General features: G+C 48.2%; 26 protein-coding genes and 1 pseudogene. 13 read left to right on the top strand and 14 right to left on the bottom strand.

The window, feature by feature from the left end:
- Positions 1–172: 172 nt before the first annotated feature.
- Entirely contained in the window at positions 173–976 is an 804-nt protein-coding gene (locus tag KVT36_RS00135) for a M48 family metallopeptidase (protein WP_217601486.1), read from the top strand.
- A 116-nt stretch (positions 977–1,092) separates the two neighbouring features.
- Here the strand turns inward: KVT36_RS00135 and KVT36_RS00130 are convergent, their stop codons facing one another.
- Together KVT36_RS00130 and KVT36_RS00125 are read right to left on the bottom strand one after the other, a co-directional pair.
- Positions 1,093–2,058 (bottom strand): hydrogen peroxide-inducible genes activator, encoded by a 966-nt coding sequence (locus KVT36_RS00130; RefSeq protein ID WP_089920990.1) that lies wholly within the window; start codon positions 2,056–2,058, stop codon positions 1,093–1,095.
- A gap of 127 nt (positions 2,059–2,185) precedes the next feature.
- On the bottom strand, positions 2,186–3,445 hold the full coding sequence (locus tag KVT36_RS00125; protein WP_217601485.1) for a hypothetical protein: 1,260 nt from the start codon (positions 3,443–3,445) through the stop codon (positions 2,186–2,188).
- A 156-nt stretch (positions 3,446–3,601) separates the two neighbouring features.
- Between KVT36_RS00125 and KVT36_RS00120 the strand changes: the two genes are divergently transcribed.
- The 4 genes from KVT36_RS00120 to KVT36_RS00105 all read left to right on the top strand — a co-directional run bounded on the left by KVT36_RS00120 (position 3,602) and on the right by KVT36_RS00105 (position 6,882).
- A complete protein-coding gene (locus KVT36_RS00120; protein ID WP_217601484.1) occupies positions 3,602–4,339 on the top strand; it encodes a glycosyltransferase family 2 protein in 738 nt (245 codons plus the stop codon).
- A gap of 180 nt (positions 4,340–4,519) precedes the next feature.
- Complete coding sequence (locus tag KVT36_RS00115) at positions 4,520–5,314, top strand: O-methyltransferase (protein ID WP_254639772.1); 795 nt, start codon at positions 4,520–4,522, stop codon at positions 5,312–5,314.
- Positions 5,315–5,444: 130 nt separating this feature from the next.
- Entirely contained in the window at positions 5,445–6,236 is a 792-nt protein-coding gene (locus KVT36_RS00110) for a PHB depolymerase family esterase (protein ID WP_217601483.1), read from the top strand.
- A gap of 91 nt (positions 6,237–6,327) precedes the next feature.
- On the top strand, positions 6,328–6,882 hold the full coding sequence (locus tag KVT36_RS00105) for a FecR family protein (RefSeq protein WP_217601482.1): 555 nt from the start codon (positions 6,328–6,330) through the stop codon (positions 6,880–6,882).
- A gap of 50 nt (positions 6,883–6,932) precedes the next feature.
- Here the strand turns inward: KVT36_RS00105 and hemL are convergent, their stop codons facing one another.
- From hemL to hemA, 7 genes are all read right to left on the bottom strand, one after another.
- Entirely contained in the window at positions 6,933–8,225 is a 1,293-nt protein-coding gene (hemL, locus tag KVT36_RS00100; protein ID WP_217601481.1) for a glutamate-1-semialdehyde 2,1-aminomutase, read from the bottom strand.
- Between the two features lie 33 nt (positions 8,226–8,258).
- Complete coding sequence (gene hemB, locus KVT36_RS00095) at positions 8,259–9,230, bottom strand: porphobilinogen synthase (RefSeq protein WP_254639771.1); 972 nt, start codon at positions 9,228–9,230, stop codon at positions 8,259–8,261.
- Between the two features lie 62 nt (positions 9,231–9,292).
- On the bottom strand, positions 9,293–10,204 hold the full coding sequence (gene hemF, locus KVT36_RS00090; protein ID WP_217601480.1) for an oxygen-dependent coproporphyrinogen oxidase: 912 nt from the start codon (positions 10,202–10,204) through the stop codon (positions 9,293–9,295).
- Between the two features lie 70 nt (positions 10,205–10,274).
- The gene (gene hemE, locus KVT36_RS00085; protein WP_217601479.1) at positions 10,275–11,300 is read right to left on the bottom strand and encodes a uroporphyrinogen decarboxylase; all 1,026 of its coding nucleotides are present in this window, start codon (positions 11,298–11,300) and stop codon (positions 10,275–10,277) included.
- Between the two features lie 9 nt (positions 11,301–11,309).
- Entirely contained in the window at positions 11,310–12,041 is a 732-nt protein-coding gene (locus KVT36_RS00080) for a uroporphyrinogen-III synthase (RefSeq protein WP_217601478.1), read from the bottom strand.
- Positions 12,031–12,951: a hydroxymethylbilane synthase gene (gene hemC, locus KVT36_RS00075; RefSeq protein ID WP_217601477.1), complete on the bottom strand. Its 921-nt coding sequence runs from the start codon at positions 12,949–12,951 to the stop codon at positions 12,031–12,033. Before hemC ends, KVT36_RS00080 begins: the two co-directional genes overlap by 11 nt.
- 8 nt (positions 12,952–12,959) lie before the next feature.
- Positions 12,960–14,303 carry a glutamyl-tRNA reductase gene (gene hemA, locus KVT36_RS00070; RefSeq protein WP_254639770.1) on the bottom strand — a complete coding sequence of 448 codons (1,344 nt, stop codon included), beginning with the start codon at positions 14,301–14,303 and terminating at the stop codon, positions 12,960–12,962.
- Between the two features lie 124 nt (positions 14,304–14,427).
- Between hemA and hemH the strand changes: the two genes are divergently transcribed.
- Entirely contained in the window at positions 14,428–15,450 is a 1,023-nt protein-coding gene (gene hemH, locus KVT36_RS00065) for a ferrochelatase (protein WP_217601476.1), read from the top strand.
- Positions 15,451–15,580: 130 nt separating this feature from the next.
- Positions 15,581–16,918 carry a protoporphyrinogen oxidase gene (hemG, locus tag KVT36_RS00060; RefSeq protein WP_217601475.1) on the top strand — a complete coding sequence of 446 codons (1,338 nt, stop codon included), beginning with the start codon at positions 15,581–15,583 and terminating at the stop codon, positions 16,916–16,918.
- Positions 16,919–17,057: 139 nt separating this feature from the next.
- Here hemG and KVT36_RS00055 read toward each other — a convergent pair whose 3' ends face one another.
- Entirely contained in the window at positions 17,058–17,861 is an 804-nt protein-coding gene (locus KVT36_RS00055; RefSeq protein ID WP_217601474.1) for a DoxX family protein, read from the bottom strand.
- 292 nt (positions 17,862–18,153) lie between these two features.
- Between KVT36_RS00055 and KVT36_RS00050 the strand changes: the two genes are divergently transcribed.
- The 5 genes from KVT36_RS00050 to KVT36_RS00030 all read left to right on the top strand — a co-directional run bounded on the left by KVT36_RS00050 (position 18,154) and on the right by KVT36_RS00030 (position 23,668).
- Positions 18,154–19,290: a Re/Si-specific NAD(P)(+) transhydrogenase subunit alpha gene (locus KVT36_RS00050; protein ID WP_217601473.1), complete on the top strand. Its 1,137-nt coding sequence runs from the start codon at positions 18,154–18,156 to the stop codon at positions 19,288–19,290.
- Between the two features lie 25 nt (positions 19,291–19,315).
- Positions 19,316–19,612 (top strand): NAD(P) transhydrogenase subunit alpha, encoded by a 297-nt coding sequence (locus KVT36_RS00045; protein WP_217601472.1) that lies wholly within the window; start codon positions 19,316–19,318, stop codon positions 19,610–19,612.
- Between the two features lie 3 nt (positions 19,613–19,615).
- A complete protein-coding gene (locus tag KVT36_RS00040) occupies positions 19,616–21,013 on the top strand; it encodes an NAD(P)(+) transhydrogenase (Re/Si-specific) subunit beta (RefSeq protein ID WP_217601471.1) in 1,398 nt (465 codons plus the stop codon).
- Between the two features lie 112 nt (positions 21,014–21,125).
- A complete protein-coding gene (locus KVT36_RS00035) occupies positions 21,126–22,523 on the top strand; it encodes an RNA methyltransferase (protein WP_368669988.1) in 1,398 nt (465 codons plus the stop codon).
- A 92-nt stretch (positions 22,524–22,615) separates the two neighbouring features.
- Positions 22,616–23,668, top strand: coding sequence for a LysM peptidoglycan-binding domain-containing protein (locus tag KVT36_RS00030; protein ID WP_217601470.1), 1,053 nt, complete (start codon positions 22,616–22,618; stop codon positions 23,666–23,668).
- A 70-nt stretch (positions 23,669–23,738) separates the two neighbouring features.
- On the opposite strand, the gene fmt is transcribed toward KVT36_RS00030, so the two are convergent.
- Positions 23,739–24,677 carry a methionyl-tRNA formyltransferase gene (gene fmt, locus KVT36_RS00025; protein WP_254639769.1) on the bottom strand — a complete coding sequence of 313 codons (939 nt, stop codon included), beginning with the start codon at positions 24,675–24,677 and terminating at the stop codon, positions 23,739–23,741.
- Between the two features lie 266 nt (positions 24,678–24,943).
- On the opposite strand from fmt, the gene KVT36_RS00020 reads away from it, so the two are divergent.
- Positions 24,944–25,372: a peptidylprolyl isomerase gene (locus KVT36_RS00020; RefSeq protein ID WP_217601469.1), complete on the top strand. Its 429-nt coding sequence runs from the start codon at positions 24,944–24,946 to the stop codon at positions 25,370–25,372.
- A 64-nt stretch (positions 25,373–25,436) separates the two neighbouring features.
- On the opposite strand, the gene KVT36_RS00015 is transcribed toward KVT36_RS00020, so the two are convergent.
- The 3 genes and pseudogenes from KVT36_RS00015 to KVT36_RS00005 all read right to left on the bottom strand — a co-directional run.
- Positions 25,437–25,832 carry an acyl-CoA thioesterase gene (locus tag KVT36_RS00015; RefSeq protein ID WP_217601468.1) on the bottom strand — a complete coding sequence of 132 codons (396 nt, stop codon included), beginning with the start codon at positions 25,830–25,832 and terminating at the stop codon, positions 25,437–25,439.
- A gap of 4 nt (positions 25,833–25,836) precedes the next feature.
- Positions 25,837–26,079: a cysteine-rich CWC family protein gene (locus KVT36_RS00010; protein WP_217601467.1), complete on the bottom strand. Its 243-nt coding sequence runs from the start codon at positions 26,077–26,079 to the stop codon at positions 25,837–25,839.
- Between the two features lie 165 nt (positions 26,080–26,244).
- Positions 26,245–26,528: pseudogene (locus KVT36_RS00005) on the bottom strand (5-methyltetrahydropteroyltriglutamate--homocysteine S-methyltransferase); the annotation flags it as partial.

Below are 26,528 nucleotides of genomic sequence, written 5' to 3'. Positions count from 1 at the left end.
TTGCATGATTCCCGAAAATTTGCTGACCCTGTTTGTTTGGCATACCGATTGCACTAAGTATTTTTGCCACTGAACCAACTTACAATCATCCTGGATTGTTATTCAGAAATATGCGAACCTGTAGCGTAGGAGTTGGTATAGTTGGTCCAAGAAAAAACAAATGACTTCACCCATGAAAAAGACTGTTTTATTTTTAACTGCCGGCCTGGGATTTATGGCTGCCTGTACCAGGGTGCCTATTACCGGCCGCAGTCAGCTGAACCTGATCCCCGAAAGTCAAATGCAGTCTATGGCACTGCAGGAGTACCAGAGCTTTTTAACGGAGAACAAAGCGGTTTCCCCTGCGGCCAGTAAAGATGCTGAAATGGTTAAAAGGGTAGGCTCACGCATAGCCGGTGCGGTAACCCGTTACATGAACGATCATAATGCCGGCAAAGAGATCTCCACCTATAAATGGGAATTTAACCTGGTAAATAATAAAGAAGTAAATGCCTGGTGTATGCCGGGTGGTAAGGTAGTTGTGTATACCGGCCTGCTGCCGGTTACGCAGAATGAGACTGCGCTGGCCTGCGTAATGGGCCATGAAATTGCGCACGCCATTGCCCGCCATGGTAATGAGCGTATGAGCCAGGGCCTGATAGCGCAAGGTATACAGGTAGCCGGTTCCGTAGCGCTGAACCGCAACCCGCAGGCGCAGAACATCTTTTTACAATCTTTTGGCGTAGGCGGTAATGTGGGGCTGATGGCCTTTTCCCGCCAGAATGAGCTGGAAGCCGATCACCTGGGCGTGATCTTTATGGCAATGGCCGGCTACAACCCGCAGGAAGCCATTCCCTTCTGGCAGCGTATGGCTAATACCGGCGGCGGACAAAAACCACCGGAGCTTTTAAGCACCCACCCCAGTGACGCCCGCCGTGTGCAGCAGCTGCAACAGCTGATGCCGGAGGCAATGAAGTATTATACGCCTGTTAAATAGGCACAAAGCATAAAGCAAAAAGCATAAAGCATAAAGCATAAAGCGAATGCAGCGATTGCAGGAGCTTTATGCTTTTTTATTGCTATTATTTTCAGTGATGTACCTGGCTTATGCTTTTAGCTTTCCGCTTTCAGCACCTTTTCCGGTACAATATCCACTACTCTTCTTTGCTTCTGCACTTTCATTTTCTCCGGTACCTGCGACAGTATTTCCTTTTTAAAGGCCCCGATCAATGCCTGTTTAATGAAAAAGCGGTGAGTGACCAAACTGATCTCCCGCACTGGCTCCGGTGTCTTAAAATAGCGTACCATGTTCATTTGGCGGGTGCTAAGGTCCTGCAGGGAAAGCTCTGGTAAGATCGTATATCCTTCATTCAGGTCCACCATTCTTTTCAGGGTTTCTACACTACCGGTATTATACTCCAGGTTCTTGTACTCGCCCATGGTAAATTTATCACGGCAAATATTTAATACCTGGTTGCGCATGCAATGCCCTTCATTCAGCAGCCACACTTCTTTTACATCCAGGTCCTCCGGTTTAATGAACTTTTTGCTGAACAGCTCATTGCTTTTAGCGGTATATACCACAAAGGATTCATAAAACAGCGGCTGCTCTTCCAGATTGGGATTATGGAGGGGAGTGGCCAGCAGCCCGCAATCCAGCAGCTCCAGCTTCAGCTGCTGCATGATCTGTTCTGTGGGATATTCCCATATTTCCAGCTTAACCTTGGGATATTTTTTCATGAAGCCCGTAAGAATGCGTGGCAGCAGGTAAGGGGCCAGCGTAGGAATAATACCTACTTTCAGGTTGCCCTGGATCTCTTTTTTATGGCCTGCAATAATTTCCTTGATGCGGGAGCTTTCTTTTAATATTACGCGGGATTGCGCTATTACAGAGATGCCTATTTCTGTTGGTACTACCGGCAGCTTGCTCCGGTCAAAGATCTTGATACCCAGTTCATCTTCCAGCTTCTGTATCTGCATGCTCAGGGTAGGTTGTGTAACAAAACACTTTTCTGCTGCTACCACAAAGCTTCTGTACGTATCTACCGCTACAATGTATTCCAGTTGTACAGTGGTCATTGTTCCCTATTTTATAGGTTAAAGGTATCGATAATATCTATAATTACGATTAGGTTCTTCACAAAAAAAAGTCCTGCGTTCTAAGTACGCAGGACTCCTAATTAAAATGTAATATCTGAAATATAAATTAAAATATCCTGTAGCGGTATTTTACCTTATCCGTATTGTTATACAGCTCCTTAATGTTTATGGAAGCCTGTATATCGCCCACTGCTTCATTCTTCAGGTTACGGAACTCTGCCTGCTTGCTGTCAATGACATTCTGTGCCGCCAAACCGTTATCCTGTGCTATTTTCAGAGAGCTGTTCACTTTGCTGTAATAAGAATCCAGCAGGGTAAAGTACTCGTTATACAGGTTCTCAAAACGTTTGGTTTGCAGGATCAGGTCTTCCAGCTGGTTATTCACTTCTTTCAGGTTCGGATTTTCGCGCAGCAGCAATTCATAATCTATCCGTTTGCCTTTGGAATACTTGGTTTCCAGCTGGCCAAAGAAATCCACTACCTTTTCTTTTTTGAAGTCCAGGAAAAAATCATTCATGGTTTCTCCAATGGGTTTGTTGCCCCGCTGCGGCAGCTGGAATTTAAGCGCGCTGGCAGTGAACATCAGGTGATCATACAGGTTATCCTGCAACAGGGTCAGCTGGTCTTTGTTAAAGTTCAGGCCAAACTCAAATTTCTGGTTGGCATCATTTAATGCCGTATAGTATACTACGTATTTATTCAGCTCTTTTTCAAATTCCTGCAGCGTTTTCTGGTTAATCTGTTTATTATTCACGCTTACGCTGTGCAGGAAGTTCATTACAGAGTTGGCAATTGCCAGGGGGGGAGTGAGTGAGGTAAAGCTCTGGAAAATAGGGCTGTTGATAATGGATTTAGTGGATTCCACTATTTTGCCATTTTTTTCGCCTTTATCCGCATTGCCTTTCAGCACTATTTTTTCTACCAGTTCTACAATACGGTCGCTGAAAGAAAAGCCCAGCTCTTTACTTTCCGGGTTGTTCAACGCAGTAATGAACACGTCCAGGTTATTGGTAGTGGTACGTGATTTTAAGTCAATTATCTTTTTGTTAAGTAAGTAGTAGGTTTCACTGGCATTGATCAGGTTATTCTTAATCAGCTCGTATTTAGTCAGGTTATCTATTTCCTTTCCCTGCAATAAACCCTGAATGGCGCTGGAATTTTGCCGGTCGCTGTCTGCTACTTTCTGCAGGTCTTCAATCAGCCTCCGGATGGTGGTATCGGCTGTTCTGACATTGGTCCGCATTTCCTGTGGCTGTGTTACCGTTACCGGCACCGTATCTGCTTTCGGTTTTTCCTGGGCCCGGGCCGTCACAATGCCACTTATCATCAGTGAAAACAGGGAAACACATCTTGAAGCATTTTTCATATAAAGCAAGTTCATGCAGTGTTCGCTTTTTATTAACAATATGTTAAGAAAATATGGTGCCAAAAATAAATTCCGCTGCAAAGATAGTACGATTTTATTTGATAGGTAGGATTGCCAGGTTTCCTGTTATATTTGCAGGCCAAACGGCCACTTTTTATGCTGAATAGTAAAAAGATAATAGTGGTACTACCAGCCTATAATGCAGCATTAACGCTGGAAAAAACCTATAAGGAGATCCCATTTGACATTGTAGATGAGGTGGTGCTGGTAGATGATGCCAGCCGGGACGATACCGCGCAGGTAGGCCGGGAGCTGGGCATTCAGCATATTATCCGCCATGACCATAACAAGGGATATGGCGGTAACCAGAAGAGCTGTTATAACAAAGCCCTGGAGCTGGGCGCTGATATTGTAATTATGGTACATCCTGATTATCAATACACTCCTAAGCTAATACAGGCCATGTGCAGTATTATTGCAAACGGGGTATACCCGGTAGTGTTAGGCTCACGCATTTTAGGAAAAGGCGCCCTGAAAGGAGGTATGCCCATCTATAAATATTTTTTTAACCGGTTCCTGACCCTGGCGCAGAACATTCTTATTAATGAGAAGCTGAGCGAGTACCATACCGGTTACCGGGCTTTTTCCCGCGAAGTATTGGAAAACATCCGTTACATGGACAATGACGACGATTTTATTTTTGATAATGAAATGATATCGCAGATCTTCATGAAAGGGTATGAAATAGGGGAGGTTACCTGCCCGACCAAGTATTTTGAAGAAGCGTCCAGCATTAATTTCCGGCGTAGCAGTATCTATGGCCTGGGCGTGTTGCGGGTATCGCTGCAGCATTGCCTGCACCGCTGGGGATGGATCAGGGGGAAGATCTATTAAATAATTTTAGATTTTAGATTTACGATCTTAGATTGAATTGCAGCGGATAAGGCAAAGATCTAAGATCGTAGATCTGATAAACAGTTATAGATTTACAGTTTACGGTCTTAGATTAAATTACAGCGTACACCATACGTACAAGGCAAAATCTAAAATCGTAAATCTGAAATCGTAAATCAGATGATGGCTCACAAGTTTGAATTTGCTAAAAAATACCTGCGCTACTATTTTACCGCGGGCAACCGGCACGATGTGCATTCGCCTTTTGTGTATGCTTTGATAGAAGAAGTACTGCGCGATAAAAGTAAGCCTAACCTATTCAAGGAGGTGGAGGCCCTGCGCCGCCAGCTGCTGCAAACCAGAGAGGAGCTCACAGTTACGGACCTGGGAGCCGGCTCACTCACCGGCGCCGGTACTGTACGTAAAGTAAGCGACATTGCCCGTTATGCAGCCAAACCGCCCAAATTCGGGCAGCTGTTCTACCGCCTGGTGCAATATCTGCAACCGCAATACATGCTGGAATTAGGCACCTCCCTGGGCCTTTCCACCGCTTATATGGCCCTGGCAAAACCAGATGCGCAGGTGCTGACCATCGAAGGCTGTCCCAATATTGCCGCCCGTGCCCGTCAGAACTTTGAGCTGCTGGATATAAAGAATATACAACAGCGCACCGGTAATTTTGATGATGTGCTGCCCGCCCTGCTGAAGGAAAAGCCCCGGCTGGACTGGGTGTTTATTGACGGCAACCACCGTCAAGACCCTACCCTGGCTTATTTTGAACAGTGCCTGACCCAGGCGCACGACCAATCGCTGTTTATTTTTGACGATATTCACTGGACACCGGGCATGGAAGAAGCCTGGGCTACCATTCAGCAGCATCCCCGCGTAACGCTCACCATTGACCTGTTTTTCATTGGGCTGGTATTTTTTATGCCGGAAGTGAAGGTCAAACAACACTTCATACTGAAGTATTAATTACGGATTATCAATTACAACTGAGCAGATCATATGGAAAAGCCGTGCATTCACAGGCAAAATTTTCCCTGTGGTAAACCTATTTCGCATTTCGTAATTGATAATTCGTAAATTAAACAAAACTTTCCCCATGCGTTACCTCTTACTATTTGCGCTAACGTTTACGAATATATTTTATATGCAGGCCCAGGATGTGGATATGAGCGCGTATAGCCGCGAAAGCTTTATCAAAGATGGCGATACCCTGCAATACCGTATGCTGGAGCCTTTGCATTACGATAGTTATAAAAAATACCCGGTTATTATTTTCCTGCACGGCTCCGGGGAGCGTGGCAGGGATAATGCGGCCCAGCTGCTGCATGGCGGCGCGCTGTTCCTGAAAGATTCCCTCCGCCAGGCATTCCCGGCTATTGTAATATTCCCGCAATGCCCGCCGGATATGACCTGGGCGCCTTTCCGGCTAAAACGGGATACTTCGGGTAAGGTTAGCGGTGCAGAGTTTCCAACAGATGTGCCACAGCCCAAACCGGGCGCGCTGGTGAAAGCCCTGCTGGACAGTCTGCTGGCATCCGGTAAGGTAGATCCCAAGCGGGTGTACATTGGCGGCCTTTCTTTAGGCGGTATGGGTACATTTGATATGATAGCCCGCTACCCGGATGTATTTGCCGCTGCTTTTCCCATTTGCGGGGCTGGTAATGTAAGCACCGCAGCCAATTATGCGAAAAAAATACCCGTATGGATCTTTCATGGCGGCGCTGATCCCGTGGTACCGGTACAATTCTCCCGCGATTTTTATGCGGAGCTGCAACGCCTGCATGGAGAAGTTAAGTATACAGAATACCCTGGTGTAGGCCATAACAGCTGGGATAATGCTTTCGCAGAACCCGGATTAGTGCCCTGGTTATTCAAACATCATAAATAAATGCTTTTTTGTAAATTACGCAACGTTAGTTGTGCATAATGAACCTAGATCAAAAATGTTATGCATAATTGATCATTCGTAATTCATAATTATGAATCAAGAACAAACTCTCGATGTTCCTCCCACGTTCTATGATAAGATCCGCCGCCAGTTCTGGTACGGCAAGTGGATGTGGGCGGCTGCTGTAATCCTCTTTGTGCTTTCCTTTATTTTATGGCAATGGTTCGGCATGAACATGGTGCAGGTGCGCACCGGTGATGCCGGCAACCGTAAAGTGCTGCTGCCGGATGCTTCCGAAGTATTGCTGGATGCCAGCTCTACCTTACGTTACCGCCAGCATTTTAATGAACGGGCGCAGCGGGAAGTGTGGCTGAAAGGGGAAGCTGCTTTTTCCGTAGTACGGGAAAAGGAAGCAGATCAGCATTTACGGCCTTTTGTAGTACACACTGCTCCGCTGGACATTATAGCCACCGGCACTGAGTTTGGCGTAAAAGCCCAGCAGCAGCAGGTACGGGTTACGCTGAATAACGGGCACATTCACATTCATTTCAAAGATAAAAAGCTGCCCGACCGTTTGCTGCAGCCCGGCGAAACGCTGGAATATGACGGTGATAACGTGCAGGTGTTCCCTGCAGCCAAAAAATAAAAATCCCGGCACATTGGCCGGGACTTTTCACGCTGCACTGGATTGATTTGTTAACTATTTGTAATGGCTTTGATAGCCTTTTTTGTTGCATCTATGGTGAAATCCAGGTCCTCCTGGGTCAGCGCATTGCTTAAGAACCAGCTTTCAAAAGCAGAAGGCGGCAGGTACACGCCCCTTTCCAGCATAGCATGGAAGAAACGTTTAAATAGCTCGTTACTGGCTCCGGAAGCAGCGCTGAAATCAATAATGGGGTACTCTGCAAAATGCACGCTGAGCATAGAACCTACGTGGTTGATCTGGTGTACAATGCCCGCTGCGCCCAGGGCTTCGCGCATTCCTTTTACCAGGTAATCTTTTTTCTCTTCCAGGCGGCTGTATATCACCGGATGTTCATCCAGGATCTGCAGCACGGTATAACCGGCTATCATGGCAATGGGGTTACCACTAAGCGTACCGGCCTGGTACACTTTACCGGCAGGTGCAATATGCTGCATAATTTCCCTGCGGCCGGCAAAAGCGCCTACGGGCATGCCGCCGCCAATGATCTTGCCAAAGGTTACCAGGTCAGCCTTTATATTGAACAGCTCCTGCGCGCCGCCACGGGCCAGGCGGAAGCCGGCCATTACCTCATCAAATATCAGCAGTATGCCATTGGCATCGCACAGCTGGCGCAAACCTTCCAGGAAGCCCGGCTGTGGCAGTATACAGCCCATGTTGCCGGCTACCGGTTCTACAATAATGGCGGCTATCTGCTCCGGGTTATCTGCTATCAGCTGTTCTACAGCAGGCAGGTTGTTATAGGGCGCTGTTAAAGTATCTTCCGACACGGCCTGCGTAACGCCGGGCACGGCCTGTATGTTCAGTGTGGCCACCCCGCTGCCTGCGCTTACCAGGAATGCATCAGCATGGCCATGATAATTACCTTCAAACTTAATGAACTTGTTACGCCCGGTATAACCACGCGCCAGCCGCAGGGCCGACATGCAGGCTTCTGTACCGGAGTTCACCATACGCACCTGGTCTATATTAGGCACCATTTTCACGATCTGCTCTGCTACTTTAATTTCCAGCTCTGTAGGCGTGCCAAAAGAGGTGGAGTAAGTGGCATATTCCTGTATAGCCTTTACCACGGGCTCATAGGCATGGCCTAAGATCATGGGGCCCCAGGAGTTAATATAATCCAGGTAGCGTGCACCATCCACATCATACATATAAGCGCCTTTGGCGTGTTTCATAAAGATGGGCGTGCCGCCTACACTTTTGAACGCACGTACCGGTGAATTTACCCCGCCGGGGATCAGCTCCTGCGCCTTTTCAAATAACAGTTTACTTTGAAAATACATGGTGTTTGTTGTGAAGGGTGAAACATAGTTATGTTATGCCTGCAATAATCTTACCGCATCCTTGGCAAAATAGGTAGCAATAAGGTCAGCGCCGGCGCGTTTAATGCTGGTCAGTATTTCCAGGATGGCCTTTTCCTCATTCAGCCAGCCCATTTTAGCAGCAGCCTTTACCATGGAGTATTCGCCGCTTACATGGTAAGCACTAACGGGTACGTTTACACGATCTTTAATAGTGCGTATAATATCCAGGTAGGAGAGGGCGGGTTTTACCATCACAATATCAGCGCCTTCTTCCACATCCATCAGGGTTTCCTTGATAGCTTCTTTGGTATTGGCATAATCCATCTGGTAGGTTTTCTTATCGCCAAAGCCGGGTGCGGAATCCAGCGCATCGCGGAAGGGGCCGTAAAAGCAGGAGGCATACTTGGCGCTGTAGGCCATAATACCCACTTTGTCGAAATTATTTTCCTCCAATATATTGCGGATGGCCAGTATGCGGCCGTCCATCATATCGCTGGGCGCTATAATATCGGCGCCGGCCTGTGCGTGGCTCAGGCTCATGCGGGCCAGCACTTCTACTGTGGCATCGTTCACAATTTCCTGGCCTTTTACAATACCGTCATGTCCGTAGGAGGAGTAAGGATCCAGCGCTACATCTGTCATCACCACCATTTCCGGAACAGCGTGTTTAATGCTCCGGATGGCACGCTGCATCAGCCCTTCCGGGTTCACCGCTTCCGTGCCTAAATTATCTTTCAGCTCATCTGCACATTTAATGAACAGCAATACACTTTTAATACCCATGCTCCACAACAGTTTGGCTTCTTTCACGGTATTTTCCAGCGAGTAGCGGAAATAACCGGGCATAGAGCTGATCTCTTCCTGCACATTTTCTCCTTCTGTTATAAATAACGGGGCAATAAAATCGCTGGGCGTTAATATTGTTTCCGCTACCATGGCGCGTATAGCCGGAGAAGTTCTGAGTATTCTGTTTCTGCGTATCATAATCAGTAAATTAAATCAACTTATTTAATCATTGCACATCTGCACATTTGCATATCTGCACATCAACTAGCCCATTCCCTGGGTTTTAAATATTCCAGCAGCTCTGCTTCCTTACTGCCCGGTTCCGGATGATAGTCGTACTCCCAGCGGGCCCGGGGCGGAAGGCTCATTAAAATAGATTCTATACGCCCGTTGGTTTTTAAGCCAAACAGGGTGCCGCGGTCGTGGATCAGGTTAAACTCCACATAACGGCCGCGCCTATACTCCTGCCAGTCTTTATGCGCAGCAGTAAAAGGCAGGTCTTTTGTTTTTTTCACAATAGGCAGGTAAGCCGGTAATATAGCATTGCCATTAGCCTGTGCAAACCGGAACAGCTGTTCAGCGCTTCTGCTGGCATCTGGCCGCAGGTAATCATAAAAGATACCGCCTATGCCGCGGGCTTCGTTATTGCGGTGTTTATTGATGAAATATTCATCGCAATGTTTTTTATACTGCGGGTATAACTCTTTCCCAAAAGGATCGCAGGCATTTTTAAAGGTTTGATGAAAATGTTTGCCATCTTCCTCAAACAGGTAATAAGGTGTAAGGTCTGCGCCGCCGCCAAACCAGCAATCCTTCAGGTTCTCCTCCTTATCATACAGCTCAAAATAACGGAAGTTAGCATGTACGGTAGGCACAAAAGGGTTCAGCGGGTGTATCACCAATGAAATACCACAAGCCATAAACTGGCTGTCCTGCACGCCAAACTGCTGGGCCATTACTTCCGGCAAAGCGCCGTGCACTACAGAAGTATTTACGCCGCCTTTTTCAAACACTGCGCCATCTGCAATTACCCGCGATCTGCCGCCACCGCCGCCAGGCCGCTCCCAGCGGTCTTCCCGGAAGCTTGCTTTACCATCAATGTCTTCCAGCGCAGTACATATTTCATCCTGTAAGCCGTGAATAAATGATATGAAGGACTCTTTTATAGACATGGGTTCCAATTTAATTAAGAATTAATAATCGTGGTGCAGGTACATCAGGTGAAGGCCTGCCTTGCGATTATTAATTGTTCTTTACAGCATTCACGAACGCCTTTGCATGATCAACCGGTATATTCGGTAAAATACCATGGCCTAAGTTAGCTATATGCCGCTGCGGGCCAAAGGCTTTTAACATAGCTTTTACGGCCTTTTCAATTTCCGGGATGGGCAGCAGCAGCCTGGCAGGATCAAAGTTGCCCTGCAGGGTTACATTGTTGCCTGCAAAAGCGCGGGCCCGCTGTGGCTGTATGCTCCAGTCTATGCCCAAGCCATGTGCGCCGGTGGCTGCCATTTCTTCCAGCGCAAACCAGGCGCCTTTGGCAAACATGATCACAGGGCACACCTCTTTCAGCGCCGCCACTATCTGCCGCATATATTGCAAAGAGAATGTTTCAAAATCTTCCGGGCTCAGTAAACCACCCCAGGAATCAAACAGCTGCACCAGGTCGGCGCCGGCAGCTACCTGCTCTTTCAGGTAGGCAATGGTAGTATCAGTCAGCATTTGCAGCAGCTGGTGCGCTACTTCCGGCTGCTGGTAGCAGAAACCTTTAGCCTCATCAAATGTTTTGGAGCCTTTGCCCTGTACCATGTAACACAGCAGTGTCCAGGGGGCGCCGGCAAAACCTATCAGCGGCACGCGGCCGGCCAGGGTTTGTTTGGTAAGGCGCAGCGCATCAAATACATAATGCAGCTTATCCTTTACATCAGGCACGCATACCCGTTTCAGGTCAGCAGCGCCTTTAATGGGGGCCGGTAATAAAGGGCCTAACTTTTCTATTAACTGCACTTCCAGCCCCATGGCCTGCGGCACTACCAGTATATCTGAAAATATAATAGCGGCATCCACGCCTACCTGCTCTACAGGCATTACCGTGATCTCCGTGGCCAGCTCCGGGTTCTCGCAGCGTTCAAAAAATGAATATTTGTCGCGCAGTTTAATATAGTCCGGCAGGTAGCGGCCGGCCTGGCGCATCATCCATACGGGTGTGCGTTCTGTTTTTTCTCCGCGTAAAGCTCTCAGCAAAAGGTCATTCTTCAAAGCGCTCATTCGTTGCAGTTAAGGTTTGTTAAAATATGCTGTAGCAGCAGCCAGCAATGCATATGCACTGGGGCTTCCGCTGATAACGATCTTATTGTTGGTCACAGTCCGTAATGTTGCTGCGGTGGTTTCGCCTATGGCAAAACAAACAGTAGCTGCAGGCAGTGTATTCACCGAAAAAAAGCTCTGTACTGCGCTGGGACTAAAAAAGAAAATGCCATCATAAACAGCAGCATCCAGCTTTGCCGGTGTGGCAGCATTTTCATACACCACTAATTCATGCACGGTTATGTTGTGTTGCTGCAATATGCCGGGCAGCTCATCCCGCCGTTGTTTGCCGCAAATAAAATATACCTCTCTCACATCTCCTAATGCGGTAATGGCATTGGCCAGCGCAGTAGCATTGGCTGCAGTGGCCTTGATGGTGCATTGCGGCAGCGCTTCCTTCACTGCATCCAGGGTACCTGTTTCCAGGCAGCAAATGTTCCATAGCCGCCCCGGCACATAGTACGTATCCGGCTGGTGCAGGTAATGTTTTTCCAGTATCTCTACCGCATGTGCGCTGGTGAATACCAGGGTAATGCGCTGCTGCAATAATGGAAATATAATATCCCATACTTCCTTTGATACAATGGGATGTATTGCTGTAAACACTTCCACTGTTATATCCACACCCTCCCGGGCTGCCATTTCCAGCAGGCTTTCCGGCAAAGGCCTGGTGCATAATATGCGGGGGCGTTTATTTTGCATCTCTGATAGCGGCTACTATTTTGTCGCCGCCTTTTGCCAATATTTCTTCAGCAGCGGTTTTTCCCAGGTCAGCAGCTTGTTGTACCGGTACCTGCCGGTGGGTTTCCAGGAAGGTAAGCCCATCCAGGCTGCTGAGTTCAGCGGCAAAGTGTAAGGTATCACCTTCTATATGTGCATATGCGCTGATGGGCGTAGTACAGCCGCCCATTAAAGTGCGCAGGAAATCTCTTTCTATTTGTGTGCAAAGCGCGGTTACAGTATGGTGTAAGGGGGCGCAGGCCTCCCGGCAAAAAGTATCATCTTCCCGGCACACTACTACCACTGCGCCTTGTGCAGGTGCGGGCAGCATCCAGTCCAGCTCAATGGACTGTGCCGGGCGTAAATGAATACGCTCTAAACCGGCGGCGGCAAAAATAGCGGCATCCCAGTTCTCGTCTGCCAGCTTTTTCAAACGCGTGTTTACATTACCGCGCAGGTTATGGATCTGGTGCTGCGGAAACCGCCGCTGCCACTGGGCTTTACGCCGCAGGCTGCTGGTAGCCACATTGGCTGTATAACCGGGCTGTTCCAGGAAAGCCGTATCCTGCTTATATACCAGCAGGTCCTTTACAGGGCCTCTTTCCAGTACGGCGGCTTGTATAATATTTTTTGGCAGCTGGGTGGGAACGTCTTTCAGGGAGTGCACTGCAATGTCTATACGGTTGTTCAGCAGGGCAATATCCAGTGTTTTGGTGAAAATACCCTGTACGCCTATTTCATACAGAGGGGTAACCAGGTCAATATCACCTTCGCTTTTTATGGGCACCAGCGTGGTGGCAAACCCCTGTGCTGCTAACAGATCCTTTACCAAATTAGCCTGCCACAGGGCAAGCTGACTTTCCCGTGTACCTATCCGTATTTCTTTTTGCATGAATTGTATTAATCCTGTTTTATGCCGGTCTCGAAAATGTCGTTGATCATGGAGATATACAGGTCGCCTTTTTCGGTTTCCTTGCGTACTTTACCTGCCATCAGGTTGATCATTTTTTGTATAATGCGTGAAGATACTTCTTCTACATCTTCCAGGTCATACTGGGCGCCGTTCTTCTGCTGCTGTATTTCGCGCGTATGTATTTCATGCAGCTTATCTTTTACTGCTTTTAATACCACGGCATGCTTGCGCATTTTATACCAGTACAGGAACTCGGCCATATGCTCTTCTATGATCTCCTGTGCGCGGGGCACTTCTTTCTGGCGCATCTGCAGGGTTTCATCCTGTACCCTGGATAATTCATCCACATTTACCAGCTCTATATGGGAAAGCCCGCCCACAGCAGGTTCCACGTTAAAGGGAATAGAGAGGTCTATGACCAGCTTAGGCGTAGCAGCCTGTAAATGGGATGCCAGCACTGTAGGATGCGGTGCATTGGAGGCTACCAGTATTACATCGGCCTGTTGAAGTACCGGCACCATTTCTTCGTATGGTGCAAACTTTAAACCGTGCACACAGGCAAAGTCTTCGGCTACAGTGGCCGTGCGGTTAATGAGGGTAATATCCTGTGTGCCCAGGTAGCTGATCATGTTCTTGCAGGTGTTACGGCCTATTTTGCCTACACCTACCAGTACGATCTTTTTATTTTGTATATCCGGCACCTTTTTTTCCAGTAAGCGTATGGTGGCAAATGCCACGGATACTGTGCCAGCGCTCAGTCCTGTTTCGTTCTTAATTAATTTGGATACCTGTAAAACACTATTCACCAGCCTTTCGGAGAACCCGCCCAAACAGCCATGGTTCTTGGCAAAGCGGGAGGCCGTACGGATCTGCCCTACAATTTCATAGTCGCCCAGTATTTGTGAATCCAGGCCGGTGCTTACCTGGTACAGGTGTTTTACCGCATCTTCACCGGAACGTATATAAGCCAGTTGTGCAAACAGGTTACAATCGCCGTTGGTTACCTTGCATACAAGGTCCATCAGCTGTTGTGCATCGGGTGCAAACCCGTATATTTCTGTTCTGTTACAAGTGGAGAGTACAAAGAGATCATCCAGTTGCGCAGCTTTCGCATGCTCCAGGAGGCTCAGGTATTGCGCCTGGTTAATGGCGAACAAACCCCTGATAGCAGCATCTGTTTTTTTGTAATTGATCCCAATACTATGAAAATTGGTAATATCTTTTGAATACGCAATCTGCATTTTAATATATAAGCTTCCGGCTGCAAAAATACTGGCAAGTGCAGTAACAAAAGGCATGTAGCTGGTCATTAGTGTGTCATTTCTCCTCATGGTACTAAGGCTTCTTAAAAAATGATTTTTATCAGCTTTATTGCGCCTGTATTCTAACAATTGTATGACATTTCATTGTTTATTCGCATGATAGAACCGTTACTTTTGCAACAATTTCTGATAAATGGAAGCAAGATCTGATGTAGGCGTAGTGCTTATGAACCTGGGATCGCCTGATTCTACTTCGGTTCCCGATGTACAGCGTTACCTGAACGAATTCCTGATGGATAAACGGGTAATAGATTATCCTTATCTATTCCGCTGGCTGCTGGTTACACGCATCATTGTGCCGCGGCGTGCGCCTAAGTCGGCAGAGGCTTACCGTTCCATCTGGTGGGAAGAAGGTTCTCCATTGATCGTATTAACCAAACAACTGCAAAAGGCTGTGCAGCATGATCTGCAGATGCCTGTAGAAATAGCCATGCGTTATGGCACGCCCTCGCCCGCAGCTGCATATGATAAATTACTGAAAGAAAATCCGCAGCTGAAAGAGGTGGTCCTGCTGCCTTTGTACCCGCATTATGCCATGTCGTCTTACGAAACGGCTGCGGAATACGCCAAAGAGGTGTATAAAAAGAAAAAATACCCGTTCAAGCTTACCGTTATACCGCCTTACTTTGATGAACCTGATTATATTAACGCAGTAGCGGAAAGCATGCGGCCCTACCTGCAGCAGGATTATGATCATGTGCTGTTCAGCTACCATGGTGTACCGGTACGGCATATACGAAAAGGCGATATAACAGGCAAACATTGTCTGCAGGTAGATGATTGCTGCCATGTGCAATCACCGGCCCATGAGTTTTGTTACCGCCACCAGGTGAAAAATACTTCAGAGCTGGTAGCAGCCAAACTGGGGTTGCCGGCTGATAAATGGAGCGTATCCTTCCAATCGCGCCTGGGCCGGGAAGAATGGCTGCAGCCCTATACAGCAGCGCGTTTGGAAGAGCTGCCCAAAGAAGGTAAAAAGAAGCTGCTGGTGGTATGCCCTGCTTTTGTATCTGACTGCCTGGAAAAGCTGGAAGAGATTGCCGTGGAAGGTAAACATTCCTTTATCAGCAATGGGGGAGATAGCTTTACCATGATCCCCTGCCTGAATGTGCATCCGCTGTGGGTACAGGCTGTAGCTAAGTTAGTTGGCAGTTAGCTGTTAGCAGTTGGGGAGTAGATCGTATTGAAATTTTTACGTGCCTGGAATTATAGCAGGTAGTTACAGTAGCATCAGGCATCGTCCTCAGACTGCCTACTGGCGGCTGCCAGCTTAAAAAACCTTCCTCATGAACAACACCATCCTTATCGCCGGCGCCGGTTTAACCGGTTTAACCATTGCCTACGAACTGCAGAAACGTAACCTTCCTTATCTGTTACTGGAAGCAGGTAATACGCCCGGTGGCGTGATCCGCACTTTTAAAAAGGATGGTTTTACGCTGGATGCCGGTCCTAATTCTATTGGCGCCACACCGGCTACCATGGCCTTTCTCAAAGAGATCGGGCTGGAAGCTGAGGTGCTGGAAGCGGCTGCGGTTAGTAAGAACCGTTTTTTGGTGCGTGATGGGGCTTTACACCCGGTATCTCCCAATCCTGTAAAAATATTATCGTCTAAATACATTAGTGGCAGGGCTAAATGGCGGCTGTTCACCGAACGTTTCAGGAAGCCGCAACCGGCCACTGGTGAGGAAACCGTGGCCAGCTTTGTACAGCGCCGTTTTAATAAAGAGATCAGCGATTATTTGTTTGATCCCATCCTGTCCGGTATTTACGCTGGAGACCCTGCGCGTTTATCTGTGCAGGAAGTATTGCCCTTTTTACCCAAATGGGAGCAGGAGTATGGCAGCGTAACCAAGGGCCTCTTTAAGAACAAAGGTATGATGGGCGGCCGCAAAATTATTGCCTTTAAGGGTGGGAACGAAGTGCTGACGGATCGTTTGCAGCAATTATTGAACACCCCGGTGCGTTACAACAGCCGTATAACCGGCATTACGGCTGCCGCGGAAGGTTATACCGTACAATATAACAGTAACGGGCAAACGGAAACGGTACAGGCAGGCCGTGTGATCTTTGCTACACCTTCTTATGCCACGGCACCGGTTATAGAGGGCCTGGATGCTGCTGCCGCACATTTACTGCAGCAGCTGTATTACCCCCGCATGGGTGTGCTGCATGTTGGTTTTGAGCGGGCGGCCGTACAGCAGCTGCCTGAAGGTTTTGGCTTTTTGGTGCCGCATGCTGCGCAGCTGCATTTCCTGGGAGCTATCTGTAATTCAGCTATCTTTCCCTCCCGTGTACCGGATGATAAAGTATTACTGACTGTTTTTACCGGCGGCGTACAGCAGGAGCATTTTTTTGATGAAATGAATGAAACCGCGCTGCAGCAAACCATTGTGAGCGAGCTCACGGCTTTGCTGGGAATAACCCAGGCCCCTGTGCTGCAGGAATTCACCCGCTGGGATAAAGCTATTCCACAGCTGAATGTAGGCCACCGGCAGCTGCGCATGGCGGTGCAGGCTTTTGAACAGCAATATCCCGGCATACATATCAGCGGCAATTACATTAGCGGCGTAGCAGTACCGGCAATTATTCAGCAGGCGGGCGTGTTAGCAGAGAAAATGGTGTAATGGAAAGAATGTAAAATCTTAAATGTAAAATCATAAATGTAAAAGGGAAATGCAGCGATACCTAGGCAGGTTCCGGTCGCGGCATTTCCCTTTTACATTTTATATTTAGAATTTTGCATTTTACATTCTTTGTGCACGATCACTGCAGCCTGCGGTTGGCCGGCAACAGCCACCAGGAAAACATAGCCACAGCTGCAAATATAAGGGGCGCAATAAAATGGTCTATGCCATCGCCAATGGCTATATGGGAAGCCACTGCTCCTGTAAGGTTAAACACAATTCCCGCGTACGCCCATTCTTTCAATAACTGAAAACGCGGCACGATCAGCGTTATACCAGACAGTATTTTCCAGATACCCAGGATGGTGAGGAAATACAGGGGATACCCCAAATGATACACAGTGCCTTCTACAGTACCCCATAAATGCAACATTTCCCCTGCACCACCCGACAACAGCACAAATCCAAGGATCACAATGGTAGCCCAATATGAGATGGACTTCCATTTTGCCGGTTGCGCAGCAGGAGCGGCAGCAACAGGCATTATACAGCGGGAGGCCGGCCGTAAGAACCAGGAGGCAACCGTCAGCGAGCCGAAAATAGCCGGCCAGATGCTTCCCTTAACATCACCCACTGCCAGATGTGAGACAAAGGCGCTGGAGAAAATGAAAAATGTGCCTGCATACGCCCATTCCTTCAGGCGGGGAGTGCCTGGTATCAACAAAACCACGGCTCCGGGCAGCTTCCATAACCCGATAATAAGCAGTATATAGGCAGGGTAGCCCAGCTGCGTCATCACCTCCCGTACATAGGGTATTTGCCGCAGGTCCCAGGTAGAGCCATAGGCCAGCTCAAAGGCCAGGAAACCGGTAACAAGCCAGTAGGCAATGGTACGTACGCGGTACGCAGTGGCTGATTGTTGATATTTAATAGCGTTGTCCATGGTGGTATAAGTTTGTGGTTCATTACAATAATGACCGGGCAAACCGGAATTGGACAGATCCGGGGAAATTTTTTCCGGGGAAATAAGTATGGGTATCCAGGTTACCACTCCCTGTTTGTGCATGCGCCCTGGCAGCTACAGTGCAAGTGTTATTCAATTGCCGTGCTCTTTAGGCCTGCCAGCGCTAACTGCTAACGGCTAACAGCTAATAGCTAATGGCTTACGCTGCTTTCCAACTTTCTTTTCCATTCCTGCTGTTTTTTCTTTAAATTTCATCAATAAATTTTCACAGATGATTGCAGGTGTCCTCAAAGAAAAAACAGGCGAACAACGTGTTTCTTTAGTACCGGAAGTCGTAAAGCAACTAAGCCAGCAATCTGTTACTGTGTGGGTGGAGCCCAATGCCGGCGCCCTGGCCTTTCACCCCGATGATGCCTATACGCAGGCCGGCGCCATCATTAAACCGGCAGCTGAAATTGTACAGCAGGCCAACCTTATCCTCAGCATTCAACTACCGGAACCGGCTATATGGGAAAACATGCAGCCCGGTAAAATACTGGCCGGTGTGTACCAGCCTCTTTATAATACCCGGCAAATGCAGCAGGCAGCTGACCGCCAGCTCACACTTTTCAGCCTGGATAGCATTCCCCGTACCACCCGTGCCCAAAGTATGGATGTATTAAGCTCCCAGGCTAACATTGCCGGTTATAAGGCGGTGTTGCTGGCAGCGTATACCTATAGCCGTTATTTCCCTATGTTCATGACTGCCGCAGGCAGCATTGCCCCCGCCAAAGTATTGATCTTAGGCGCCGGGGTAGCGGGTTTGCAGGCCATTGCCACAGCTCGCCGTTTAGGCGCGGTAGTAGAGGTGTTTGATACCCGCCCTGCTGTGAAGGAAGAGGTAATGAGCTTAGGCGCCCGCTTTATTGAAGTGGAAGGTGCGGCAGATGCATCGGCCGCCGGCGGGTATGCTGTAGAGCAAACGGATGCGTATAAACGTAAACAGGAGGAAAGAATAGCCGCCAGCATTGCCAAGGCGGATATTGTGATCACCACGGCGCAAATACCCGGCAAAACGGCGCCACAGCTTATTTCACAGGAAATGCTGAACACCATGCGGCCCGGCGCAGTGATCGTAGACCTGGCAGCCGCTACCGGCGGCAATACGGCGCTTACAAAAAACGACAGCACCATCCTGCATAACGGCGTTACCATTATCGGTAACTCTAACCTGGCTGCTGTTATGCCGGCAGATGCCAGCAAACTGTATGCCCGCAACCTGTTCAACTTTTTACAGCTCATTATCCGCAATGGCCAGGCCGTGCCGGATTTTGAAGATGATATTGTGCAGGGCGCCTGTATCACGCATAATGGTGTTATTACCAATGAAAGAGTAAAAGCGCTGTGCGGATTGAAAGAGGAAGTATAAAGTAAAAATTAAAAAACCGCATTCCATGTCATTCATTCACCAACATATTGAGCTCATCTACATCGTTATTCTGTCCATTTTCCTGGGTATAGAAGTAATATCCCGTGTACCTGCAGTACTGCATACACCGCTCATGAGCGGCGCCAATGCCATTCATGGGGTAGTGATCATAGGCGCTATTATTGTTATGGGGCAGGCAGAAGCAGATAATTACATTGCACTGATACTGGGTTTCCTTTCCGTAATACTGGGTACATTAAACGTGGTGGGCGGTTTTGTGGTTACGGACCGGATGCTGGAAATGTTTAAATCCAAAAAATAGAGTATGTCCTTCAGCGTGTTATCCATCATTTACCTGCTTGGCTCTGTTACATTTATTATTGGTTTAAAAATGCTCAGCCATCCGGCTACTGCCCGCAAAGGCAACCTGATAGCGGCCGGCGGCATGACGCTGGCTATCCTGGGCACCATCTTCCTGTATGAGCACAACGGAGAGCGATTGCATAATTATGGATGGATCTTCACAGGGTTGATCATTGGCGGCGTAATAGGCGTGCTGGCTGCAAAAAAGGTGAAAATGACCGCCATGCCGGAAATGGTAAGCCTGTTCAACGGTACCGGCGGGGCCTGCGCGGCATTGATCTCTGCAATAGAGTTCCGGCATTTAAGTGAGAATGTGGTAACAACCGGAGAGCTGCTGACCATTTTACTGGGTTTAATGATAGGCGCTGTTTCCTTTGCCGGCAGCATGATTGCCTGGGGAAAGCTGAACGGGCGTATCAAAGATTTTGCATTTAAGGGGCAGCATATTGTGAACCAGGTAGTGCTGGCCGTAATGGTCATTTGCGCTGTATGGCTGCTTTTGAGTAATGACGGATTGCAGGTGCACCACCACATTTTATTTTACATTGTATTAGTGTTAGCATTGTTATACGGAGTATTGTTTGTGATGCCCATTGGCGGTGCAGATATGCCGGTGGTAATTTCCCTGCTGAACTCTTTTACCGGCGTAGCTGCAGCTTGCGGAGGTTTTTTATATAACAACCAGGTAATGCTTACCGGTGGTATCCTGGTAGGTTCTGCAGGTACCATCCTTACTATTTTAATGTGTAAGGCTATGAACCGCTCCCTGAAAAATGTGCTCATTGGCTCGTTTGGAGGCGCCAAAGCCGGTGTGGCTAAGGAGCAGGGATTATACAAAGCTATTTCTTTGTCAGATGCGGCAGTGGTGCTGGCATATGCACAAAAAGTGATGATCGTGCCAGGATATGGGCTGGCCGTAGCGCAGGCCCAGCATGCCTGTCATGAGCTGGAAAAACAGCTGGAAGAAAAAGGGGTAAGCGTGCTGTATGCTATTCACCCGGTGGCAGGCCGTATGCCGGGGCATATGAACGTGCTGCTGGCAGAAGCAGATGTATCGTACGATAAGCTCCTGGAAATGGAGCAGGCCAACGCCTCCCTGCCTACTACAGATGTAGTGTTGGTTTTAGGTGCTAATGATGTGGTGAACCCCGCAGCTAAACACGACCCCGACAGCCCTATATACGGTATGCCCATCCTGGAAGTGGAAACCGCCAAAATGGTGATCGTAAATAAGCGTAGCATGAAACCCGGTTACGCTGGTATTGAGAACGATCTTTTCTTTCAACCCAAAACCTCTATGCTGTTCGGGGATGCCAAGCAGGTATTACAACAGCTGATCGCGGAGATCAAACAGGTTTAATTAATAATTGAATAATTAATAATCGCAGGGCTGTTGTTACGCGCAGTACCGGCACTATGTCTATTGATTTTTAATTATTCATTATTAATTATTTTTGCGAAAAGAATTTCTAGTGTCTACATATTTACCTCCTGCGCTGTTAGCCGGTTTGCGGGGGCTTCCGGGTTATAACGAGGAAGCATTTTTACAGATGCATGCAAGCGGAGAGCGGGTTACTTCCCTGCGTTTGAACCCGGCTAAAGTGCACAATGCTGCTGCAGCAGCACAGGTATTACAGTCGCTCAGCGCTGCGCCGGTAAGCCCGGTGCCCTGGTCGCAGTACGGTTATTACCTGCCGCAACGTCCATCCTTTACGCTCGATCCTTTTTTTCACGCCGGCGCATACTACGTGCAGGAAGCCTCGTCTATGTTCCTGGAATATGCCATCCGCCAAACCTGCGATCTGTCGCAGCCTTTGAAGGTACTGGACCTCTGCGCTGCACCGGGTGGTAAAAGCACGCTGCTGCAGGCTTTACTTTCTGCAGATAGTTTGCTGGTGGCCAATGAAGTGATCCGCGCCCGTGCCGGTTTGCTGGCAGATAATATTAGCCGCTGGGGTGCGCAGAATGTGGTGGTTACGAACAATGATCCGCGGGATATGGGCCGCCTGCCCGGCTTTTTTGATGTGCTGGTGGTAGATGCGCCCTGTTCAGGCTCCGGTTTGTTCCGCCGCGATCCCGAAGCAGTGGAGGAATGGTCGCCGGAAAATGTAACGCTTTGCAGCCAGCGCCAGCAGCGTATCCTGGCTGATGCGTGGCCTGCGCTGAAAGAGAATGGCGTGCTCATTTACTCCACCTGTTCTTACTCTAAAGAAGAAGATGAAGTTATCCTGGACTGGTTATCAACAGAGCTGGAAGCTGAAAATATACCCTTGCAGGTGCCGGCAGGCTGGCATATTGTAACCACCAGGTCGGATAAACGAAATTGTGAAGGTTACCGTTTTTACCCGGACCAGGTAATGGGCGAAGGTTTTTTTATTGCCTGTTTCCGCAAGACCAGCGCAGATCCGGTGGCTTCCCGCAAACTAAAAGACAGCCTGCCAGCGTTATCTAAAAAAGAGCAGGATAAAGTATTCCCCTGGTTGAATACCACGGCAGAAATGTTCTTAATGGAGCATCAGGGCGATGCGATTATTTTGCCCGCCAGCCTGGCGCCCGCAGTGGCCGTATTGCAACAACAGTTATATTTGCGGAAAGCCGGCGTAAAAGCCGGGCAGTTGACTGCGAAAGAATTGGTACCGGACCACCAGTTAGCCATGAGCACTTTACTGGCTGCCAACATACCGCAGGTAGCGCTGAATAAAGTACAAGCCTTACAATACCTGCGTAAGGAAGATCCGGCAGTACCCACTGATGTAAAGGGCTGGGCGCTGATGGTATATGAGCAAATGCCCCTGGGATGGGCCAAGATATTGCCTAACCGCATCAACAATTATTATCCTAAAGAACTCCGTATTTTAAAAGAGATTTGAGGTTTTCACACCGGCGGAGAATCAAAATTTATCAATTTTAACGCATATATTCGTTGCCGGAAAATGCGTTTAGCATTATAAAAAGAGTCAGTATGGTCAGATCATTGTTGATTATCATGGGAATTATGTTAGGTGCAGCAGGTGTACAGGCACAGGACATATTAGAGGTACAGGGCACTGCTCCTGATCTGTATTTAATGCACACTGTAACAAAAGGAGAGACCTTCTATAGCCTGTCACGCGCCTACAGCGTGCCCCCCAAAGAAATTGCCGCACAGAACAATCTTAATTTTGATGGTGGATTACAGCTGGGTCAAAGCGTAAAGATCCCGCTGAACAAAGGCAACTTTGTACAAAGCGGTGAAGCAGCCGGCCACCCGGTATATCATAAAGTACTGGAAAAAGAAACCCTGTACCGCATCAGCGTTAATTATAATAAAGTGTCGCTGGATAACGTCCGCCACTGGAATAATCTGACGGGCGATGGTGTACAGAAAGACAGTTATCTGATAGTAGGATATGTGAAAGGTACTGTCAATGGCGCCGTGATCGCATCTCATACACCTGCTGCAGCACCGCCGTCTACTACTCCTGCTGCTACACCTGCCAGCCCTGCACCTGCACCGCCGGTAACAGAAACCACTACTGTTGTAAAGAACGATCCTGCTCCGGCTCCCGTACTAACACCGGCTCCCCCGGTAGTTACGCCTGCGCCGCCGGTAAGCAGCAATACTACAGAAAGCGATAACAATAGTGCCAGCGAAACGCATGCATCGGCGCCTGCGCCAGTTCCCGCTCCCGCAGCCAGCACGCCGCCGCCAGCGCCATCCGGTTCCAGCTTTGAGCAGATCTATTCGCAGCAAACTTCCGGTAAAAAGCCAACCACTGAAAAAGGCCCTGGCTCCTGGTTTAAGAGCAATGCCGGTGCAGGTAAGTATTATGCCCTGCATAACTCCGCTTCCCGTGGCACCATTATAAAAGTTACCAACCCGCTGAATGGTAAATCCATTTATGCCAAAGTGCTGGAAGCCATCCCGCAAATGAAGCAGAACGCCGGTTTGATCATCAAGCTAAGTGATTCTGCCATTGAAGCCCTGGGCACTAATGAAACGAAGTTCTATTGTGAGCTGAGTTACGAGAATTAATAATCACAGATCATAAAAGAAAGGCTGCTCAAAGTAATGAGCAGCCTTTCTTTTTTTATGTACCTGATTATTAATTACCAAGCCGGAACCCTCGCAGGAAAGCCTCAATCTCCATCTTCTTTTTTCCTTCCAGCTGTATTTCCTGTAATACCAGGTAACCATCACTGGCGGCTATTTTCAGGTAAGATCTGTTATCTGTTAACGGCTCGCCGGGTGCTACGGCAGGGGTAGCATGTTCTTTAGAGGCTTTAAATATTTTCAGCTGTTTATCCTGCAGGGTGGTCCACGCAGTGGGGTAGGGGCTCAGGCCCCGCACCAGGTTATAGATCTTGTCAATAGGCTGCTGCCAGTTAATACGCCCGTCTTCTTTAAATATCTTGGGAGCATGTTTTATCTTTTCCGGGTCCAGCGCGGGCTGCGGCTGCTCTTCAGCGGTACCGGCTGCAATGGCTGCTACGGTTTTTAAAAGTACCTGTGCGCCGGTCTGCATCAGGTCATCATGCAGCTCACCGGCTGTTTCATCATCGCTAATGGGCACCTGTGCGCTGAACAGCACATTACCCGTATCAATAGCATGCTGCAGTTTAAAGGTAGTAACGCCGGATACCTTTTCGCCGTTAATAATAGCCCAGTTAATAGGCGCAGCGCCCCGGTAGTCAGGTAACAGGGACGCATGTACGTTAATAGTACCCAGGGGCGGCATATTCCATACTACTTCCGGCAGCATGCGGAAAGCCACTACCACCTGCAGATGCGCCTTTAAGGCGGTTAATTCTTCCAGGAATTCCGGGTTCTTCAGCTTCTCCGGTTGTAATATTTTTAGTCCTTTCGTTACTGCATATTTCTTTACGGCGCTTTCCTGCAGCTGTAAGCCACGCCCAGCGGGTTTATCCGGCGCCGTGATCACTCCAACAATCTGGTAGCCTTCCTGTACCAATATATCCAGTGATGCCACTGCAAAATCAGGTGTACCCATAAACACAATGCGCAGGTCTTGTTTCTCGATCATCTTTTATAATAAATAATTAAAAATTTATAATTACAAGTAGCCTTATAACATTATGTTACGCTACGATACTGCCTCATATTAACCATACAGGCATATGGCAGGCGGGCCTGGGTGAACATGGCTGCCAGCCCGGCAGTATCAGTCATGTTATCAGCACCAATGCATAACAGGCGTGTAAAAATACGGATTGCTCAGCTTGTGCGCCATGATCTTTTTTCCTTACCTTGCAGCAGACATCATCTGTTAACACTTAATTATTATTCGTTATGCAAACAGTTAAAAACGGGGATACGGTACGTGTACATTATCATGGTACTTTAATCAACGGTACTACGTTTGATTCTTCTGAAGGAAGAGACCCGCTGGAGTTTAAAGTAGGTGCCGGCATGGTGATCAAAGGCTTTGATAGTGGCGTACTCGAGATGCAGGTAGGCGACAAAAAAAGGTTGGAAATCCCTGTGGATCAGGCTTATGGCCCCAAGAACGATGAGCTGATCATGGATTTTCCTAAAGCTAATATACCGCCCGACCTGAAACCGGAAATAGGTATGGAGCTGCAAATGAGCAATGCACAGGGCCAGGTATTCCCGGTAAAAGTAGCCAGTGTAAGCACTGAATTTGTTACACTGGATGCCAACCATCCGCTGGCTGGTGAAGATCTGATCTTTGAAATAGAGCTTGTAGAAATAAAATAGTTAATCACGAATTGAGTAGTGTATAAAAAAAAGTCCTGCGTCTTAGATGCAGGACTTTTTTTTATCACTCCGGCGGCAGCACAATCGCTGTTGGCCGCTTTTGATCATCGATCGCCACAAAGGCAAAAGTGCCTTCAATGGCCTTCTCCCGGTGATTGGAATACATCTGCTCCACATATACAGTTACCCGCACCTGCAGGCTGGTTTTACCTACATGCATTACTTCCCCGATCAATTCTATAATAGTGCCATGCGGAATAGGTTTCTTAAAATCTATACGGTCGCTGGATACGGTTACTACCCGCATACGGGAAAAACGGGTAGCTGTAATAAAAGCTACTTCATCCATTAACTGCATGGCGGTACCGCCAAACATAGTATCATAATGGTTTACCGTATTCGGGAAAACAGCTTTATAAATACGGGTAACGGAACGGGCAATCTGTGCTTCGTATGACATTCGTTTATCGCTTTCCAAATAAGTTGAAAATATTATGTAACCGCTGTTTGAATTTTTCTTGTTTGTAGCTGGATTTCATGGCCTGCAAACAGGAAGCGCACAGGCATCCGGAAAAACGTTCTGCAATGTACTGGCGCTCATCTTCCGTAAGCGGTACATCCTGGCACTGGCAGCGCAGAATAGTACCTACACGGCACTCAAAAGTAGTTTTACAGCTGGGACAGGTAACGGTTTCGTGACAGGCCATAGTCTTAATATGCGAATGTGCAAATATGCAGATGTGCAAATGTGTTGAACACGAAAATTAGTAGAATAAATGTAATGAATTTATTACAATCCTTACATTACCATCATCATCTATTCGCTTCAATCCATCTGCACATTTGCATATCTGCACACCTGCACATCATCATCATACCGGTACTGCTGCACGCATATTCTGCGCAGCTGCCACCATGTTACGCAGCGCCTGCTCGGTTTCCGGCCACTTGCGGGTTTTCAGGCCCCAGTCCGGGTTTACCCAGATGTTGCGCGCCGGCAATAACTGCACGGCTTTTTCCAGCAGCTCCGTCATTTCATGAATGCTTGGTACGCGTGGTGAGTGAATATCATATACGCCAGGCCCTATCTCATTCGGATACCGGAAAGCTGAAAATGCTTCCAGCAGCTCCATTTGTGAGCGGGAGGTTTCTATGG

Origin of the sequence: Chitinophaga sp. GbtcB8, assembly GCF_019091455.1 — a bacterium.
In the GTDB taxonomy this organism is placed as follows: domain Bacteria; phylum Bacteroidota; class Bacteroidia; order Chitinophagales; family Chitinophagaceae; genus Chitinophaga.
This window is presented reverse-complemented; position numbering and strand designations above follow the sequence as displayed.

Bases quoted from the DNA above. Each gene is read 5' to 3' on its own strand.
- KVT36_RS00120 (WP_217601484.1), top strand. From the start codon at position 3,602: ATGCTGAATAGTAAAAAGATAATAGTGGTACTACCAGCCTATAATGCA.
- hemC (WP_217601477.1), bottom strand. From the start codon at position 12,951: ATGCAAAAAGAAATACGGATAGGTACACGGGAAAGTCAGCTTGCCCTG.
- KVT36_RS00055 (WP_217601474.1), bottom strand. From the start codon at position 17,861: ATGGACAACGCTATTAAATATCAACAATCAGCCACTGCGTACCGCGTA.
- KVT36_RS00010 (WP_217601467.1), bottom strand. From the start codon at position 26,079: ATGGCCTGTCACGAAACCGTTACCTGTCCCAGCTGTAAAACTACTTTT.
- hemB (WP_254639771.1), bottom strand. From the start codon at position 9,230: ATGATACGCAGAAACAGAATACTCAGAACTTCTCCGGCTATACGCGCC.
- fmt (WP_254639769.1), bottom strand. From the start codon at position 24,677: ATGATCGAGAAACAAGACCTGCGCATTGTGTTTATGGGTACACCTGAT.
- hemA (WP_254639770.1), bottom strand. From the start codon at position 14,303: ATGAGGAGAAATGACACACTAATGACCAGCTACATGCCTTTTGTTACT.
- KVT36_RS00115 (WP_254639772.1), top strand. From the start codon at position 4,520: ATGATGGCTCACAAGTTTGAATTTGCTAAAAAATACCTGCGCTACTAT.
- hemL (WP_217601481.1), bottom strand. From the start codon at position 8,225: ATGTATTTTCAAAGTAAACTGTTATTTGAAAAGGCGCAGGAGCTGATC.
- KVT36_RS00050 (WP_217601473.1), top strand. From the start codon at position 18,154: ATGATTGCAGGTGTCCTCAAAGAAAAAACAGGCGAACAACGTGTTTCT.
- KVT36_RS00135 (WP_217601486.1), top strand. From the start codon at position 173: ATGAAAAAGACTGTTTTATTTTTAACTGCCGGCCTGGGATTTATGGCT.
- KVT36_RS00105 (WP_217601482.1), top strand. From the start codon at position 6,328: ATGAATCAAGAACAAACTCTCGATGTTCCTCCCACGTTCTATGATAAG.
- KVT36_RS00080 (WP_217601478.1), bottom strand. From the start codon at position 12,041: ATGCAAAATAAACGCCCCCGCATATTATGCACCAGGCCTTTGCCGGAA.
- KVT36_RS00130 (WP_089920990.1), bottom strand. From the start codon at position 2,058: ATGACCACTGTACAACTGGAATACATTGTAGCGGTAGATACGTACAGA.
- hemF (WP_217601480.1), bottom strand. From the start codon at position 10,204: ATGTCTATAAAAGAGTCCTTCATATCATTTATTCACGGCTTACAGGAT.
- hemH (WP_217601476.1), top strand. From the start codon at position 14,428: ATGGAAGCAAGATCTGATGTAGGCGTAGTGCTTATGAACCTGGGATCG.
- KVT36_RS00030 (WP_217601470.1), top strand. From the start codon at position 22,616: ATGGTCAGATCATTGTTGATTATCATGGGAATTATGTTAGGTGCAGCA.
- KVT36_RS00125 (WP_217601485.1), bottom strand. From the start codon at position 3,445: ATGAAAAATGCTTCAAGATGTGTTTCCCTGTTTTCACTGATGATAAGT.
- KVT36_RS00110 (WP_217601483.1), top strand. From the start codon at position 5,445: ATGCGTTACCTCTTACTATTTGCGCTAACGTTTACGAATATATTTTAT.
- KVT36_RS00015 (WP_217601468.1), bottom strand. From the start codon at position 25,832: ATGTCATACGAAGCACAGATTGCCCGTTCCGTTACCCGTATTTATAAA.
- KVT36_RS00045 (WP_217601472.1), top strand. From the start codon at position 19,316: ATGTCATTCATTCACCAACATATTGAGCTCATCTACATCGTTATTCTG.
- KVT36_RS00040 (WP_217601471.1), top strand. From the start codon at position 19,616: ATGTCCTTCAGCGTGTTATCCATCATTTACCTGCTTGGCTCTGTTACA.
- hemG (WP_217601475.1), top strand. From the start codon at position 15,581: ATGAACAACACCATCCTTATCGCCGGCGCCGGTTTAACCGGTTTAACC.
- KVT36_RS00020 (WP_217601469.1), top strand. From the start codon at position 24,944: ATGCAAACAGTTAAAAACGGGGATACGGTACGTGTACATTATCATGGT.
- hemE (WP_217601479.1), bottom strand. From the start codon at position 11,300: ATGAGCGCTTTGAAGAATGACCTTTTGCTGAGAGCTTTACGCGGAGAA.